This is a genomic window from Microbacterium sp. SGAir0570 (assembly GCF_005491085.2).
Classification (GTDB): Bacteria; Actinomycetota; Actinomycetes; order Actinomycetales; family Microbacteriaceae; genus Microbacterium; species Microbacterium arborescens.
The window spans coordinates 2,148,607-2,165,839 of record NZ_CP027929.1 but is presented as its reverse complement, the minus strand read 5'-3'; the positions used below and the strand labels follow the sequence as shown (position 1 = coordinate 2,165,839).

Annotated in this window: 15 protein-coding genes; 11 read left to right on the top strand and 4 right to left on the bottom strand. The window is 63.2% G+C overall.

What is annotated here, in order from left to right; translation table 11 throughout:
• Window positions 1–37: 37 nt before the first annotated feature.
• The 11 genes from C1N74_RS10240 (at window position 38) to C1N74_RS16505 (ending at window position 13,318) form a co-directional block, all read left to right on the top strand.
• Window positions 38–1,888 carry a DUF262 domain-containing protein gene (locus C1N74_RS10240; RefSeq protein WP_181405513.1) on the top strand — a complete coding sequence of 617 codons (1,851 nt, stop codon included), beginning with the start codon at window positions 38–40 and terminating at the stop codon, window positions 1,886–1,888.
• A complete protein-coding gene (locus tag C1N74_RS10235; protein ID WP_258317911.1) occupies window positions 1,885–3,426 on the top strand; it encodes a class I SAM-dependent DNA methyltransferase in 1,542 nt (513 codons plus the stop codon). Before C1N74_RS10240 ends, C1N74_RS10235 begins: the two co-directional genes overlap by 4 nt.
• Window positions 3,423–4,916 carry a class I SAM-dependent DNA methyltransferase gene (locus C1N74_RS10230; RefSeq protein ID WP_137750481.1) on the top strand — a complete coding sequence of 498 codons (1,494 nt, stop codon included), beginning with the start codon at window positions 3,423–3,425 and terminating at the stop codon, window positions 4,914–4,916. The genes C1N74_RS10235 and C1N74_RS10230 overlap by 4 nt, the downstream gene beginning before the upstream one ends.
• Window positions 4,913–6,103 carry a restriction endonuclease subunit S gene (locus tag C1N74_RS10225; RefSeq protein WP_137750480.1) on the top strand — a complete coding sequence of 397 codons (1,191 nt, stop codon included), beginning with the start codon at window positions 4,913–4,915 and terminating at the stop codon, window positions 6,101–6,103. The genes C1N74_RS10230 and C1N74_RS10225 overlap by 4 nt, the downstream gene beginning before the upstream one ends.
• Entirely contained in the window at window positions 6,103–9,039 is a 2,937-nt protein-coding gene (locus tag C1N74_RS10220) for a type I restriction endonuclease subunit R (RefSeq protein ID WP_258317910.1), read from the top strand. The genes C1N74_RS10225 and C1N74_RS10220 overlap by 1 nt, the downstream gene beginning before the upstream one ends.
• Before the next feature lie 40 nt (window positions 9,040–9,079).
• Window positions 9,080–10,690: an endonuclease NucS domain-containing protein gene (locus tag C1N74_RS10215; protein ID WP_137750478.1), complete on the top strand. Its 1,611-nt coding sequence runs from the start codon at window positions 9,080–9,082 to the stop codon at window positions 10,688–10,690.
• A 171-nt stretch (window positions 10,691–10,861) separates the two neighbouring features.
• Entirely contained in the window at window positions 10,862–11,557 is a 696-nt protein-coding gene (locus C1N74_RS16670; protein WP_258317909.1) for a relaxase domain-containing protein, read from the top strand.
• A 179-nt stretch (window positions 11,558–11,736) separates the two neighbouring features.
• On the top strand, window positions 11,737–11,943 hold the full coding sequence (locus tag C1N74_RS16665) for a hypothetical protein (protein ID WP_258317908.1): 207 nt from the start codon (window positions 11,737–11,739) through the stop codon (window positions 11,941–11,943).
• Between the two features lie 176 nt (window positions 11,944–12,119).
• Complete coding sequence (locus C1N74_RS10205; RefSeq protein WP_137750477.1) at window positions 12,120–12,320, top strand: hypothetical protein; 201 nt, start codon at window positions 12,120–12,122, stop codon at window positions 12,318–12,320.
• A 97-nt stretch (window positions 12,321–12,417) separates the two neighbouring features.
• Complete coding sequence (locus C1N74_RS16510; protein ID WP_219994738.1) at window positions 12,418–12,900, top strand: hypothetical protein; 483 nt, start codon at window positions 12,418–12,420, stop codon at window positions 12,898–12,900.
• Window positions 12,881–13,318 carry a hypothetical protein gene (locus tag C1N74_RS16505; protein WP_219994737.1) on the top strand — a complete coding sequence of 146 codons (438 nt, stop codon included), beginning with the start codon at window positions 12,881–12,883 and terminating at the stop codon, window positions 13,316–13,318. The genes C1N74_RS16510 and C1N74_RS16505 overlap by 20 nt, the downstream gene beginning before the upstream one ends.
• Before the next feature lie 625 nt (window positions 13,319–13,943).
• On the opposite strand, the gene C1N74_RS10195 is transcribed toward C1N74_RS16505, so the two are convergent.
• The 4 genes from C1N74_RS10195 to C1N74_RS10180 form a co-directional block, all read right to left on the bottom strand.
• A complete protein-coding gene (locus tag C1N74_RS10195) occupies window positions 13,944–14,342 on the bottom strand; it encodes a DUF6992 family protein (protein WP_137750476.1) in 399 nt (132 codons plus the stop codon).
• 88 nt (window positions 14,343–14,430) lie between these two features.
• Window positions 14,431–15,594: a DUF697 domain-containing protein gene (locus C1N74_RS10190; protein WP_137750475.1), complete on the bottom strand. Its 1,164-nt coding sequence runs from the start codon at window positions 15,592–15,594 to the stop codon at window positions 14,431–14,433.
• A gap of 34 nt (window positions 15,595–15,628) precedes the next feature.
• Complete coding sequence (locus C1N74_RS10185) at window positions 15,629–16,297, bottom strand: hypothetical protein (protein ID WP_137750474.1); 669 nt, start codon at window positions 16,295–16,297, stop codon at window positions 15,629–15,631.
• A 121-nt stretch (window positions 16,298–16,418) separates the two neighbouring features.
• On the bottom strand, window positions 16,419–17,045 hold the full coding sequence (locus C1N74_RS10180; protein ID WP_137750473.1) for a response regulator transcription factor: 627 nt from the start codon (window positions 17,043–17,045) through the stop codon (window positions 16,419–16,421).
• Between the last annotated feature and the right edge of the window lie 188 nt (window positions 17,046–17,233).

Sequence of the window (17,233 nt, the reverse complement as noted above, 5' to 3'; positions counted from 1 at the left end):
GTCAACATGGGTGAGCAGAGAAGAGAAGAGTTGCGCAGTGAGTGACGAGCGTAACCGTAGCGAGGCACTGAATCGCCCGATCGACGACTGGCTGCATCGAATCAGTAGTGGTCAGCTCCGGCTTCCGAGTTTCCAACGCGGTGTCGCCTGGGATCGGGGTCGGGTCGTGTCGATGCTCACCACGATCATCCAGGATCTCCCGTTAGGTATCACCCTGATCTTGGATGTTGGCGACGATGAGAAGTTCCACTCGCGCCCGCTTGAAACCGCGCCGGAGCCGACCTCGAAGGTCACCGAGCATCTGCTCGACGGTCAGCAGCGATTGACGGCCCTGTGGCAGGCCCTTAAGGCGACGAGCTCCCACGTAACGTACTTCATTCACGTGCCAGAGCTGGACGAAGATCCCGACAACGACGATCACGGTATGTCAGTGAGAGCAGTCGTCCGCTGGCGCGATCGTCGCGGTGTCAAGCCGTTGTGGGCTGATGACCCGGCCGAGTGTCGACGACGCGGATTGGTTCCCGTTCGCCTTCTCGACCCCAGCGGAGATCAGGTCGACCGCTGGGTGGATGCCGCGTACCCTGCGCCGACGATCGGTGAAGCAACGAGCGCCGAGGAACAAGTGCAGGTACTTCTTGCGGAGCGCGCAGTCAGTGCAAGCAGAAGTGTCCTGAAGGAACAATGGATCGGCCCGCTCCGCGAGCGGGTGAGGCACTACAACTTGCCATACCTCAGGCTCCCGGCTGCCACCCAGAAGGACGTTGCGCTGCGCGTGTTCGTCAACATGAACACCAACGCCAAGTCATTGCGGGCGTACGACATTGTGGTCGCCGAGCTCGAGAACGCGACGGGGGTACGTCTACGAGAGTGCTTGCGAGCTTTGAACGAGGCTCAGCCTGCGCTGGCTCGGTATTTCGGCGATGTTGGTGACGCGGTTCTGCAGGTGTCCGCGCTGATGCAGGGCAAGCAGCCCAACCAGAAGGGTTACTACGAGCTCGACTACCCTAAGTTCGTCGCCGACTGGGACACGATGTCTGCAGGGCTCAAGCGGCTCGCCGAACTCCTCGCAGGCGAAGGGATCTTCACGTCGTCGCAGATTCCGAGTGGTCCCCCGTTGCCCGTCGCTGCCGCACTCCTCGCGAATGCAGCGACGGATGGCGACGACAGGGCGCGCGTCGACCAGCTCGTGCGCAGGTATCTTTGGTCGGCGTTCTTCACCACTCGCTATGTCGGTGCGGCCGCGACGCGAGCCGCCGCCGATTACGCACCTCTGCGGGCGTATCTCGATGGTACGGGCGACGTCGACAGCGTTCCGGTATTCGACCGCGAGCTGTACCCGCTGCCGACGCGCAGGGATCTGCTCGCGGCGGATTGGTCGAAGAAGGCCGATCGACTCGGACGAGCGGTACTCGCAGCATCGACCTATTTCGGTGCACGCGACTTTGCGGACGACACGAAACTCTCGGCGGACAACATCAGTCGCCGCGAGTACCACCACCTCTTCCCCGACGCCCTGCTCCGTGCAGCCGGGATCAACTCGTACCTCGCGCTCAATTGCGTGCTCATCACCTGGAAAACCAATCGCACTATTGGCCGGCTGGATCCCATCCAATATCTGGAAGACCGCGCGCAGAAAGCGCCCGACCCCAGCGACGTGCGTGCGCGTCTCGCGACCCACCTCGTACCCTATGAACTACTCGTGGCGGCGGGGCCATACCCGCTCGATGTGGCGGGCTCGGAGCTCGCGGAGCTAGTGAAACCGCACTTCGACGCCTTCCTGGCCACCCGGGTACAATTGGTCGGAAGAGCGGTTGCCGAACTTACTGAGGGGCGCCAGCCATACCTCCACGACATCGTCGACGCATCGATCATGGAGGAATCCGCGTGAGCACGGCTGCCCCGCCCTCGGTTGATCCACGAGCCGTGCGCAGTCGTTCCATGTCGCTCGCCGAGCTTGAGCAGTACCTTGCCCGTGCCGCTGACCTCCTACGCGGCAGCATCGACCAGGCCGACTTCAAGGCGTACATCTTTCCGCTGATGTTCTTCAAGCGGGTCAGCGACGTCTACCGCGAAGAGTTCGAACAAGCGCTCGGAGAGTCCGGTGGCGACCACGAGTTCGCGGCGTTCGCCGAGAACCACCGCTTCGCGATCCCCGACGGAAACCTCTGGTCTGACGTGCGTGAGAAGACCGAAAACGTCGGCACCGCGCTTCAGACGGCATTCCGCGAGATCGAGAAGGCGAACCCCGAGACGCTCTACGGGATCTTCGGCAACGCGAACTGGACGAATAAGGACAAGCTGCCCGACAGCAAGCTCGCCGACCTCATCGAGCATTTCTCGACGAGAACTCTGAGCAATGCGAACGTCGCACCGGATGTGTTCGGCAACGCGTACGAGTACCTCATCAAACGGTTCGCTGACCAGTCCAACAAGAAGGCCGGCGAGTACTACACGCCGCGATCGGTCGTTCGTCTGCTTGTGAATATCCTTGATCCCCAGGAGGGGGAGAGCGTCTACGACCCCGCCTGCGGGACCGGCGGCATGCTCATCGAGGTCATAGAGCATGTGAAGGATGCTGGAGGTAGCCCGAGGACGCTGTGGGGCAAGCTCTACGGCCAGGAGAAAGTCCTGGCCACTTCCGCTATCGCACGCATGAACCTGCTCCTGCACGGCGTCGAGGACTTCAAGGTCGTTCGCGAAGACACCCTCCGCAATCCCGCGTTCTACACAGGCAACCGACTCGCCCGATTCGACAATGTGGTGGCCAACCCGCCGTTCTCGCTCAAGGCGTGGGGCGATATCGAATGGGCGTCCGACCGGTGGGGTCGCAACCAACTCGGCGGGGTCCCGCCGAAGGGCTATGCGGACTGGGCGTGGGTGCAGCACATGCTCACCTCTGCCGACCCGAACACCGGCCGGGTCGCGGTCGTGCTGCCGCAGGGCGCGCTCTTCCGACAAGGAGCCGAGGCACGCATCCGCACCCACATCTTGAAGGCCAAGAAGGTTGAAGCGGTCATCGGTCTCGCGCCGAACCTGTTCTACGGGACGGGCCTTGCCGCCTGCGTGCTGATCTTGCGCCACCAGAGGCCCGCCGACCAAGAGGCCAAGGTGCTGTTCATCAACGGTGAGGACCTCATGAAGAAGGGCCGCAACCAGAACACCCTCGAACCCGAGCACGCGGACGAGCTGTTCGACACCTACCGCGGGTTCGCCGACATCGCCGGCCGCGCCCACGTCGCCGACCTCGCCGAGATCGAGGACAACGGCTTCAACCTCAACATCCCGCTGTACGTGACTTCGGCAGAGGAGGGCCAGAAGATCACGCTCGTCGACGCGCTGGCGAATCTGGAGGCCGCGCACGAGCGGGCCAGAGAGACGCGCGCGGCCCTCGAAGCAGAACTCGCGAAGTGGGGATTGAGCGCATGACCGGCCGGATCAGCCAGCGTGAGCTCGAGAACTACCTGTGGGGTGCCGCCGTCATCCTGCGCGGACTTATAGACGCCGGCGACTACAAGCAGTACATCTTCCCACTGGTGTTCCTCAAACGCATCTCGGACGTGTACGACGAAGAGCACGCCGCGGCCCTCGACACCTACGGTGACGAAGAGTTCGCCGATCTGCCCGAGAATCATCGCTTCGCGATTCCCAACGGATGCCACTGGCGCGACGTTCGCGCGGTGACCGAGAACATCGGCGCGACGGTGCTGCGGGCAATGCGGGCGATCGAGTCCGCGAACCCCGACACGCTGCCCGGGGTGTTCGGCGACGGAGACTGGGGCAACAAGAATCTGCTGCCCGACTCTACGCTCGCTGACCTGATCGAGCACTTCTCGACGCAGACGCTGTCGATCGCGAACCTGCCCGAGGATGAACTGGGCAACGGCTACGAGTACCTCATCAGGAAGTTCGCCGACGACTCCGGGCACACCGCGCAGGAGTTCTACACGAACCGCACTCTCGTCCACCTAATGACCCTCATGCTCGAACCCCAGCCCGGAGAGTCGGTGTACGACCCGACATGCGGTACCGGCGGCATGCTCATCTCGACGGCGGCCGAGGTGAAGCGCCAGCAAAAGGAGTGGCGCAACCTCAAGCTCTACGGGCAAGAGCTCAACTACGGAACCTCGGCGATCGCGCGCATGAACCTGTTCCTGCACGGCATCGCCGACGGCCAGATCGCGCACGGCGACACGCTCGCCCGACCCGCCTTCCTGAGCGAAAAGGGTGGCCTGCGCACGTTCGACGTCGTGCTCGCCAACCCGCCGTACTCGATCAAGGCCTGGAACCGGGATGCCTTCGCGAAAGACCCATACGGCCGCAATGTGTGGGGCGTGCCGCCGCAGGGACGCGCCGACTACGCGTTTTTCCAGCACATCGCCAAGAGCCTCGACCCCAAGACCGGCCGCGCGGCGATCCTCTTCCCGCACGGTGTTCTGTTCCGTCGCGAAGAGGCCGCGCTGCGCGAAGCGCTTGTGAGGTCGGACTTGATCGAGTGCGTGCTCGGACTCGGCGCGGGACTCTTCTACAACTCACCCATGGAGGCCGTCGTCGTCACCCTTCGCGCGAACAAGCCTGCGGAGCACCGCGGCAAGGTGCTGTTCATCAACGCGGTCAACGAGGTCGCGCGCGAACAGGCTCAGTCGTTCCTGCGCGACTCGCACCAGTCGAAGATCCTCGATGCGTACCGCCGCTTCGCCGACGTGCCGCAGTTCGCCGCGGTAGCGCCCCTCAGCCAGATCGCCGACAGGGCGTACAGCCTCGCGATTCCGCTGTACGTGGCCGGCGCAAAGGCGGCAGACCCAGGCGAGCAGGTCGACGCCGTCGACGCGGTGGCCGACTGGCGACACGCAGCGGATGCCTCGGATAACGTGATTGCGGACGTGATAGCGCTGCTCCGCGCGGAGGTTGACGCGTGAGCCTCAACCTCGACAAGTCCACTTGGCAACGGGTCGCCTTCGGCGACGTGATCGACAGCGTCACCGACCGTGTTGATGACCCATCAAAGGCCGGAGTCGACCGCTACGTCGGACTTGAGCACCTCGACCCGGGCGTTATGACGGTCCGACGCTGGGACGCGCCCGACAAAGTCGAGGCGCAGAAGTTGCGGTTCCGACCGGGCGACGTGATCTTCGGTCGCCGACGTGCCTACCAGAAGAAGGTCGCTCTCGCGGAATTCGAGGGCATCTGCTCGGCGCACGCACTGGTCTTGCGCGCTCGACCAGGGCGCATCGACCCCACGTTCCTCCCCGTGTTCCTCTCCAGTGCCTACTTTCTGGACCGCGCTGTCGAGATCTCGGTCGGGTCTCTCTCGCCGACGGTCAACTGGCGTGATCTTCGAATCCAGCAGTTCGACCTTCCGCCGCTAGACCAGCAGAAACGCATCGCTAAGCTCCTCTGGACGGTCGAGCGGCATCGCCTCGCCGCATCGGAACTCGCGCAGGCCACCACGGCGGCAAAGTCGACGATGCTTGCTGACCGGCTAGCGCGTGGAGTTGAAAAGAAGGGCTGGGTTCTTGACCCGGTCACCTCCCTGGTGGATAGGGGGCCGACGAATGGCAAGTCGGCTCCCTCGAACGACGAGAATCGCGGAGTTCCAACTCTCAGTATCAGTGCCGTTCGTGGCGGCCTCGTGACTGGCGGGAACTCCGTCAAGTACATTGATGTCGACCCGGCCACCGTCTCAGGGTTCCTGCTCGAAGACGACGACTTCTTGGTCGTTCGGGGTAACGGAAATCGTCAACTGACGGGCCGTGGCGGGCTTGTCGCTGGCGGACTTCCGAGCGGGTGTATCTATCCCGATTTGCTCATCCGACTTCGGTTCAACCCCTCGCGGGTGCTGCCGCGCTTTGCGGCCGAACAATGGAACAGCCCTCTTGTTCACGCGGCACTACTCGAGAACGCGAAGTCGACCAACGGCATCTGGAAGATCAACGGCAAAGACATCAAGGGGCACAAACTTGTCGTGCCACCTCTCTCCGACCAAGCGATGCTGCTCGCTGAGATTGATGCTTTCGATTCCGGCATGACCGCAGCCAACGTCGAAGCGCGCTCGCTCAAGGAACTGGCTGGCAGCATCTTCTCGACAGTTTTCGGAGGCAAATGATGGCCCAGTTCAACGAGGCAAACTCGGTACGTGACTTCGTTCGCGATCTGATCACATCGCCCGATGTGCAGTTCCTGCCGGGCAGTGAGCTGCCGCGCCGCGCCGACGAGGTGCTGCTCGAGGGGCTCGTCACGGACGCTCTGATCAGGCTGAACCCTGAGATCGCCGCCGATCGGCGCAAGGCGGACGAGGTCGTCCATGTGCTGCGCGCTATCCTGATCTCGGCGCGCAACAGCCCGCATCCGGTGGTTGCGAACGAAGAGTTCATGGCGTGGCTGACCGGGCAGAGGTCGATGCCGTTCGGACCGAACGGTGAGCACACCACGGTGCGTCTGATCGACTTCGATCAGCCTGACGACGACTCATCTAACCAGTGGGTCGTGTCCACCGAGGTGACGTTCCAGCTCGGCACGCTGGGCAAGCGGTTCGACCTCGTGCTGTGGTGCAACGGCTTCCCCCTCGTGGTGGGAGAGGCGAAGACGCCGATCCGAGCGGCTTACACCTGGATCGACGCGGCCGCGCAGATCCATGACGACTACGAGGCGAGCGTTCCGCAGTTCTTCGTGCCGAACGTGCTGTCGTTTGCGACCGAGGGCAAAGATTTCCGCTCTGGCTCCGTCGGCATGCCGGTCGAGCTGTGGGGGCCGTGGCGCGAGGAAACGTCCGATCCGACCGCGTCGGCGAAGGTCGGCCTCCAGGTGGTGGGCGATGCCGTGCGAGGGGTGCTGGCTCCGGCATCCGTGCTCGACTTTCTGCGGTTCTTCACGGTGTTCGCGACCGACGCGAAGCACCGCAAGATCAAGGTCATCGCGCGCTACCAGCAGTTCCAGGCCACGAACCTCATCGTCGAGCGAGTTCTTCAGGGGCGGATCAAGCAGGGGCTCATCTGGCACTTCCAAGGTTCGGGCAAGTCGCTACTGATGGTGTTCTCCGCCCTGAAGCTGCGCGCTATGGCCCAACTGACGAACCCGACGATCCTCATTGTTGTCGACCGGCTCGATCTCGACACGCAGATCACCGGCACGTTCAACGCATCGGACGTTCCCGGGCTGGTCTCGACCGACTCACGCAAGGAGCTGCAGACGCTGTTGAGCCAGGGCGCGCGGAAGATCATCATCACGACGATCCATAAGTTCGGCGAGGTCAATGGCGTGCTCGATGATCGGCACAACATCATCGCGATGGTCGACGAGGCTCACCGTTCACAGGAGGGCGGCTACGGGCAACGGATGCGTGAGGCGCTACCGAACGCGTTCCTGTTCGGCCTCACGGGCACGCCGATCAACAAGCGCGACCACAACACGTTCATGTGGTTCGGGTCGCCTGAGGATGAGGGCGGGTACCTGTCGCGGTACTCGTTCCAGGACTCGATCCGCGATGGTGCCACACTCCCGCTGCACTTCGAGCCGCGACTTTCGGAGATCCACCTCGATCAGGAAAAGATCGACGCCGCGTTCGACGAGCTCGCCACGGAGCGCAACCTGACCGAGGCCGAGAAGATCACGCTGTCGAAGAAGGCGGCGTCGATCGAAGTGTTGATCAAAGCACCCGAGCGTATCCGACAAATCGCCGACGACGTGGTCACGCACTTCACGGAGAAGGTCGAGCCGGAAGGTTTCAAGGCGCAGCTGGTCGCGTACGACAAGGCATCCTGTGTCGCATACAAGGAGGCGCTCGACACGAGGCTGCCGCCCGAAGCATCCACCATCGTGATGTCAAAGGCACGCACCGACCCTGCGTCATGGGCGCAATGGACACCGGGTGCCGACGAACTGGAGCAGGTCGTCGCACGGTTCAACGACCCAGCCGGCCCACTGAAGATCATCATTGTGACGGCGAAGCTGCTCACCGGGTTCGATGCGCCTATCCTGCAGACACAGTACCTAGACAAGCCACTCAAGGAGCACACGCTCCTCCAAGCGATCACTCGCACGAACCGGGTGTATCCGCCGAGTAAGACGCACGGGCTGATCGTGGACTATCTCGGCATGTTCGACGATGTCGCGAAGTCGCTCGCGTTCGACGAGGCCGCGGTCCAGCGAGTGATCTCGAACATCGAGGAGTTGAAGGCGGAACTCGCGCCGGCCATGGCCGCAGCCCTCTCGTTCTTCCCCGGCGTTGATCGATCGATCGGCGGCTACGAGGGCCTAATTCAGGCGCAAGCTGCGATCGCGGAGGACGATGCCAAGGATGCGTTCGGGTTCGCGTACAGCATGGTATCGCAACTGTGGGAGGCGCTCAGCCCCGACCCGATGCTCAAGGACCTCCGCGACGACTATAAGTGGATCACGGATGTGTACGAGTCCGTGCGGCCTGCCGACATCACCGGCCGGCTCGTGTGGCACGCGCTCGGCGCGAAGACCATCGAGCTGATCAATGAGAGCGTGCACGTCGAGATCCCGCAGGGCGACGAGACGATCGTCCTCGACGCGCAGACGATCGAAGACCTGATGACCGGCAAGCGCAAGGACTTCTCCACGGAAGAGATCGAGAGGCGGATCACTGCCCGCATCGCACGCCACCTCAACAACCCCGTCTTCATCGAACTCGGACAGCGCCTCAACGCCCTCCGTGAGAAGTACGCAGGCATCCAGCAGTCCAGCCTCGACTTCCTCCGTGACCTCCTCGAGCTCGCGAAGGACACGGTCGCTGCCGAGAAGACTGAGAGCGAGATCCCGCGCGAGGAGAGGGGCAGAGCGGCGCTCACCGAACTGTTCGAGGCACTCAAGGGCGACGAGACGCCAATCATCGTGTCGAACGTGGTCGACCGCATCGACCAGGTCGTTCGCGCAGTTCGCTTCGAGGGATGGCAATCGACAATCGCGGGCGACCAGGAAGTGCGGAAGGCGTTGCGGCAGACGCTCTACGTGCAGTTCAAAATTCGTGACAACGACGTGTACGAGAAGGCGCTTGGGTACGTCCGTGAGTATTACTAAAGTGGCATGCCCGGTGACACGATGCGGGAGCGTTGAATAGATGCCCAATCTCGCTGAAAACCGGTACCGGGATCACCTCGCGAACCACCTGGACCTAATCGAGCAGGGGTTGTCGCTCGTGGACTCCGAACTTCTGTTACCAAATGCAGCCGGTGCGAAGGGTTTCGTAGACCTGGTAGCGCGGGACATGTACGGGACGCTGGTCCTAATCGAGCTCAAACGGAGCGACTCTGCCGCCCGCAGCGCGATGCATGAGCTGTTCAAATACATGGCTCTCGTCCGAGAAAACTACGGGCTGGCGAAGCATCAAGTGCGCTGCGTATTGCTTTCGACGACATGGCATGAGCTGCTCGTCCCGTTCTCGGAGCTGCATGGTGCGGGGGCGTTCGAGCTGTCTGGCAAGAAGCTGATTGTCGGCGCAACCGACCTGCCGATTGGCGTTGAGCCAGTCGAGCCGCTCATCGCTCAAGCGTCGCTATCACTGTGCCCGAAGCACGAGATTCTGGTCTATCCCACTTCCGAGGCCCGATCGCAAGAGATGAATCGAGTAGTCGCGTCACTGGAGCAACAGGAAGTAACGGACTACTTCCTGATTGTTTTAGATCACGATCGTACGGATATTCGCGTGATATACCCATATGCCTTGTACGTGGTGCTAGCGGAACTGTCTGCTGCGCAACGTGCTGCCGTCCAAGAGCGTCAGCTGGATGAATGGCATGCCGATTATCTCGCTGATGGCGGTGACCCCGCGGCCTGGGAGGTCGATGACTCGGACCTGCTCGACCCAACTGACTGGGGCCATGAAGAAGAGGTTCTAAGGCGGATCAACGAACTCTGCGAGCCCTCCGAGATTTTGATCGGCGACCCGGACAAGCTCCGCGGCCTCCAGGAGTCTTGGCGAATCGACAAGATAGTGCGGTCGGGAAGATTCAGCTCACAGCTCATTTGGCCCGACGATCAGTTGCTGATGGCGGCGCTCGCCGTGGGCGACAAGTACACGTCCCTCTTCGTAAGTCAAGTGAGTACGTCCAATCCAACCGCCTGTGCTCGGTTGCTTGAGAATGTCAGTTACTCGCTACAAGGCGCCAAGGGGTGGCAGAAGCAGGTCCCGAAACTTCTGCATCATCTAATCTCGGACCCGAACGTCGACTCCGTTTCCATCCAGCTCTTTAGTCCTTGCGACCTACTCTTCGGGTTGTCAGCCCTCGCTTCTGGGCGGACCGATGCACTTCCCGCGCTCGAGATCATTGCGGAATCAGCCTCTTTCGGCCTCCGACAGTATTCGGGTGCATTGGTGTGGGACGGGGTCACGCAGCGCGATGCGGCCGAGGCAATCGAGCGAGTCGTGCCGCGGGGGGCATTCTGGTACTTGATGTCTAGGCACGCCGGGGCGCAGTGGGAGGACGAGAGCAGGTACTGCCAGCTCCATGGGTTGAGATACGCCCTCTACGAGGCTGAATACGCCGATGATCCTCGAGATGCGAAGTTCTGGCGCGTGCACATCCACGGGGCATCGGTGGTTCGTGCAGAGGTATCTCCGAGTCAAGTCGCGGCAGAATCGGCGGTTTCATTCGCAGCCGCGAATGAGGAGTACCTCGATCACCTCGCGGATGAGCTGTTCCGCAAGCTCACAATCGGATCTGGTCTGTGACCTCTCACATGAGTGACTGAAGACGCGGGCGACGCGACGACCGACGATGAACAAGAGGCGATGCACGCAGGCATCCGCGATGACGGCAGCATGTAGATGCATTGCGCTCCATTTGCCTGCTTTGTCGAAAAATACTCGGATAGGCTGAAAATAGCGACTCTGCCCTGACCTATGCGCGGAGGACTTGAGCGGTGGAAGCGAGGCGTCGATTCGCGCGGAGTTCGCCAGGCGATCGACTATGCGTCCGAGGGGACCTGCGATGCGCACGGTGCGTACGCGCGCGGCGCCGAGGCGCTCGAGGCGTACGCCGAGGCATCCGAGTCGACCGTCACCAGGTTCGTCGTCGCGCGCGTCCGAATCGGCAGCGGTCAGCTCACCGCCAGCGGACTGCGCGTCTGGATCACCGGTCACGCCCCGATCACGGGGGAAAGGCGTGGACACCAGCGACTGTGCCCTGACGCCGACCTGATCCTCAACGGGACGATCAACCACCCCAAGACCTACAGCATCGCGGCGCTCCTGCAACCGGATCTCGCCGCCGAGTTCGAGGCGCTGCAGGATCGCCTCCGCGACCGCATCCTGCTCACCTCGCGGAGCGAGCTCAACGCCCGCCGCGGACACACCGGACTCATCCGCGAAGACATCACCCGCATCGAAGTCGTCGAGCTGCAGCATCGCCGCTCGCGCGCCCTTGACCCGCACATCCACCGCCACCTGTGGCTGGACATCAAGGTGCTCGGTGCGGATGGCAAGTGGTCGAACCTTGACTCCCGCGTCGTGATGAAGTTGCACACGGTCATCAACGCGGAGGGCGAACTCGCTGCACGCACCGACCCGGCATGGATCGCCACGCTCGCCCGGCACTGATACGCCCTCAATGACCAGGGAGAGATCGCCGAGCTCGCCGGCGCCGTGCGCCCCTCGCGCGCCGCTCCGCACAGATCGAGTCCAACTGTGCACGCCTGATCGCCGAATGGTCTGCGGCACACGGAGAGTCAGCGCCGAGTGTCGACCTCCTTCAGCAGATTGATCGACGCGCCTGGGCGGTGTCGCGTCCGAACAAGCCCGCTGATATCGATGAGGTGTCGCGGGAGTCGACGGCCCGACACGAGATTGCGGCGATCGATCCGAACCTCATCGCGCCACGCGCAGCTGGCCTCTTTGTTGCCCGCGACCTGGATGCGGTGGATCTCGATCTGCTCGCGGCACAGGCCGTCGTCGACGCGGACGAATGGTCCACCTCGAGCGGCTGACCCTCCAGTACTTTCGATCTCCGCGCGGGCTCGATTCGCGCACTCTCGCTTGTGGCATGCCGGACTAGCCCCTGAGGATCGGTCAGCTCGAGCCGTTGCCCGGCTGCAGAGGAGCGTGACACGAGTAAGGGCTGTAACTCCTTGGAAGCCATTCCTGAAGCCGCTATCGTGGCGGCATGGAACTCACGGACAGCGAACTACGCGGCCTACCCGATCACGAACTCGGCATCGCACACGATCTTGCCCTGAAAGCCCAGAGTCCCACCTTCCAGCGCGACTTCTCGCCCGAGAAGCTCGAAGACATCAAACGCGACTACGACCGGTACGTGGAGGAGATGAAGCGCAGAGGGATCTACGACAAGCACCAGCCACGATAGGCCCGACTCAGAACCGGGGTGTCGCCCCCGCCCGAGGCACTCCGTAGTGTTGTCGCTTCGTTCTTTCCCACTCGGTAGCCGTGTCGATGAGACGGCCGTGTTCAATGTCCTGGATGCTGGTTCCGTGAAGCTTCGTCAGAGTGCTCGCATCTTGAAGGCGAAGGCCCTCGCTTCGGTGCGTGCGAGTGTCATCGCATTCAACGGGCTGGATGAAGACGGTCGTGTTACGAACGTCTTGCTCCGGATGCAGCATGCGTTCGAGATGCTAATGAAAGCTGCACTCAATCATAGTGGCGTCACCGTCTTTGACAAAAAGAGTGGCAAGTCGATCGGTCTCGATCGAGCGCTCAATTTGGCGCAGGACGACCCCAGGATCAAACTCACGAACGACGAAGCCGGGCTCATCCGCACAATCGACGCCATGCGTGACGACGAGCAGCACTGGTACATTACGGTGAACGAAGGCATCCTCTACATGCACATCCGGGCGGGGATGACTCTTTTCGATCATCTGCTTAACCGCGTCTTCGGTGAGAATGGGCAACCACATCCCTCGAAGGGTGCTACCCGTTGGCGCTGAATCGCCGAAGGACTTTCAACTGCTCGTCGACGAGGAATTCGAGCGAGTTCGCGAACTGCTCAAGCTCGGGCGGCGCATGGGAGCGCAGGCCATAGCAAGGGTTCGGACCTTGCTCGCGATGGAGGCGCATTCGGATCCCGACACAGTTGTCTCGGACAAGGACGTCACGCGAGTCGTCAAGGGCATGAACGAGGGCAAGTCGCGCGAGCAGGTCTTTCCCAAGCTCGGGGGAGTTAGTGCCAACGCCAGCGGGGAAGGCGTCGAGCTGGAGGTACGTTTCGTCGAGAGCGGCGGAATGCCAGTGACCTACGTGAGTGACGGCGCGGATGCCTCGGCCGTTCGCGTCGTGGATCTTCAGAAGAAGTACCGCCTCTCCAAGTCCGACCTTGCAAAGAAGGTCGGAGTGACGGAACCCTAAGCGACGGCCCTCCGGCGGCACGTCGGCGCCGACACCGACCCGGACATGTCCAACACGTTCCACATGGGGAAGGTGCGATACCTCGGGTACTCAGACAACGCCTATAACGCGATGGTTGCGGCTCGGGACGATCTCGATATCGAGGAGATCTGGAAGGCGCATCGACCGACCAATCAGCCAGTGCCTGCTTGTACCCAACCCGGCTGTGCGACCCGGACCCTGGCGGCCTGATCTCTTAGTCCATCCGGGACGTCCTTCCGGAGCAGGCCGTGTGCTCGTGCGAGGTCAAAGGATGCCGGCAACACACCGCCCGGTTAGGGACCAGGATGTGTGCAGTAGTCGACCGGCTTTCGTGTCGGAATGGACGAGCGGTGCGAAGCCGGTTCGCCACTCCCTTTCCGCCTCCTCCTGCAAGACCCTTTCCAATCTGCCTCGAAGGTTCTCGATCAGAATCCGACACCACAAGCGCGCGCGCCGCTTCGGGCCAAAGCCCAGGCTCGTTCGAGTGCAACACCCGGACAGATCGCGCATGTCCCGGTCGACGCTCTCGACCGGGACATGCGTGCCGTGAGCGCGGTACGGGACGACGTCCGAGCCATCGCCATCGCGCGGGGCTCACCGCGCGTCAGTGCCGGAGGCGCCGGGCGGCGGTGAGATCGATGACGAACAGCGCCGCTCCCTGCAGCACGACGGCCAGGCCGTGACCCCGCGCGTCGGCGGGTCGCACGCGGTCGCCGAACGTCGGCGTCCGGACGGCGAGATGGGCGCCCGCGGCGACGTAGCCGACGTCGAGCGCGGTATTCACGAGCAGGATGCGCCGCAGGGTCTGCGTCTTCGGGACCTCGCCCCTCCCGCGGGTGACGGCCGCGAGCGCGAGGTCGATCGCGCCCCACATCAGGGTCTGCACTCCGAACCCGCGCGTGCGTCGCGGGAGCGCGAATGCCCCACCGACGAGCACGGATGCCGTGCCCCACCGCGTCAGCCGACGGACGACGGTGCGGGTCACGGTGCGCGCGGAGCTCATGGACCCATCTTGGTGCGGCGGGGCCACGGCATCCCGCCACTGTCGTCCCAACCGACGGCGACCTAGACTCGGCCGCACCACCAGCGCGTCAGCGCTTCAGCACGCGCCGCTCCGCCATCTTGCGTACGACCTCGAGCAATCCCGGTGCGTAGTCGCCCCAAGAATCGGTGACCTTCGAGACGTCGATCTTGCCGGTGTGCACGTTCTCGCACAGGCGCAGCCAGGCCTCGCCGGTCGCGGCGGTCAGAGCGAACGCGACTCCCGCGTTGATGACGCTCCCGGCGCCGGGGATGAGCTTGAGGAAGCTGCGAGCGAGAGCTTGCCCGCCGATCTGAACGCCGAGCTGGGCGAGCGCGCCCGCTGACATCATCGTCGTCAGTTCGAGGTCGTAGATCGCCGCGATTCTGCCCATCATCGCGAGTTGGATCGGCGCGAGAACCATCGCGTCGGCAACCGGAACGGGAACCGCCGCGGCTCCCGCTGCTGCGCTTGCGGCGGCGGTGATGACGGGGCGCGCGAGTTCTCGCTTCCACGGGAGATTGAGTCTCTGGGCGATGCGAAAGGCCTCCTTCTCGTTGTCCGGCGAGAGGGCCAGGGTCTCCGCCACGAGGTCACCGAGACCGTGCCCCTTGCCCTTCCCGTGCTTTCCTGTCGTGGACGTCAGGATGACGCGCTCGATCGGGATGTGAATACGCCGGCCCTCTCCGTCGACAGGATCCTCGAGCCACTCCTGGAATTCGGTCACGTCATCGGGGGCGCTTCGCTTGCCGGTCACCGGGTTCTTGATCCAGTCGACCTTGGTGAGCACAAGAATGACGGGAAGCCCTGCCGCGTCGAGCTCGCGGATCATGTCGATGTCTGGCTGAGTGAGCCGTGGCAGCTGCGACAGCACGCAGTACCACACGACGGAGATCTGCTCGATGGCGGGACGCTCCGAGATCGTGCGGAGGTGACCCCGCAGGATGTCTCCCGGAGGAGCGGAGGATCCGATCTCGAACCCTTCGATGTCCCAGATGCCTAGCGAGGAGTCGTTGTAGTACTTCGCGCCGCGCGTGACGGGCAGCCCTTTGCCAACCTTTGCGAGGTCGCGGCCGAACACCGCGTTGACGAGCGAGGACTTGCCGACGCCCGTGCCGCCGATGACGGCGAGGTTGAATCGTCCGTAACGCGCCTTCGCATCGGAGTTCGCATCCGTGAACGCGCGGTCGTCCGACTCCGACGCGGCTGTCTTCTTTTCGCGTTTGTCGCTCACAGGTCGATCATCTCTCTACTGTCCGGATTCGGTGTCATCGAGCGAACTCGAACTCGACGATAGCGTCGGGATCGATGCTCGTCACGATCCTGGTGTAGAAGGCGCGAGCCTGTTCTTCGAGCAGTGGACGGAGTCCGTCTATATAAGACGTCGAGTCGTACGCCGTTGCGTCGCCGCCGCTGAGAACGGCCTCTGCGATTTCCAACTGATCGATCTCCGGCGTCGTCCAACTGAGGATGCCGTTCTCTTCGGTTGCCTTCGACAACTCAGGTTCGTCGTATCCGAGAGAGACGAACTTCGGGATCGAGATCAGGTACGAGTTCTGACCGACTTCGCGCACCTTCACGTCCTTGCCCTCCACTCCGAGCTTCGTGTCGAACTCGTACCGAACGAAGAGCGCTCGCTCGCTGCCGGGAAGCTCGAAGAGCCCGAAGACGTCGAGCCCGTCGCCGCGTTCTTCCAACACGCCCGCGACGCCTGACGTCATCAGAACTACCTCTTCTTCGGCTGTGACGGAACGTATGACCTGCGTATCTCGTGTCTCCGTCGCGCCGGCGGACTTGCCAGCGGTGAAGCCCGCGTAGGCGCCCGCGGCGATCAGACTCGCCACGAAGAGAACGAGGAGAACCTTCGCCCAAAGCGGTGTCCTCGCTTCACGTCTTGCTGCGCGAGCTGAGTTGTTGTGCGTGTCGACGCTGGTCATGCCTCGTACCCCCATCGGCCGCGGCACCGCGGCTCTATTGTGAACCTAGGCCACACGGCGGATACCCGGCACCCGAGTGTCAGCGCACGCGATCGGTTCCCCAGAGGATTCCTGGTTGCACTCACTTCCCGCGCGCCAACTCCAACGCCAGCGACGTCCTGTCAGTGTGCCCAAACTTCCTTAGCAGCGCCGAGACCGCGTTCTTCACGGTGCCGTGAGCGAGGTGCAGGCGCGCCGCGATCTCCGCGTTCGGTAGCCCGAGCGCGAGCAGCTCGGCGACGGCCTGTTCCGTCTGCGTCAGCTCGGGTGAGAGCGGGGGAGCGACACCGCTGTCACGGCTGAGCGCGACGCGTGCGACGCGCGGGTCGATGACCAAGCCGCCATTCACAACCTGCCTGATCGAGTCGAGCAGGCGGTCGGCTGAGACATCCTTCAGAAGAAACCCCGCGGCGCCCGCTTCGAGCAGCAAGCGGACGAGCTCGGCGTCATCGAACGTCGTGAGGGCGAGCACGGGCAGACCCGGATGATGCACCGTGCACTCTCGCACGAGCCCCAGTCCGTCGAGGACGGGCATGCGCGCATCCGCGAGCACGATGTCGGGGCGGACGGTCGGGATGAGCGCGAGCGCTCGCGAACCGTCCTCCGCTTTGCCGACCACCTCGACGCCGCTGTCGGTCTCGAGGCTCATCCGCAGGCCGCGACGGAGCAGCTCTTGATCGTCGACGACGAGCACGCGGATGGCGCTCACGCGACTCCCGCCGGCACGCTCATATCGACCGCGAGGACATGCTTGACGCAGGTATCCGGCGACGACCTTGTTGACCCGGTTGATTCGTGCAACGACCCGGAAGAGTTCCCCGGCGCGGTCGGTTGTGAACGCGCGGTTCAGCTCGAACGTCTCGCAGCCGCCGGAAGAAACTCGCTTCCACTGGAACT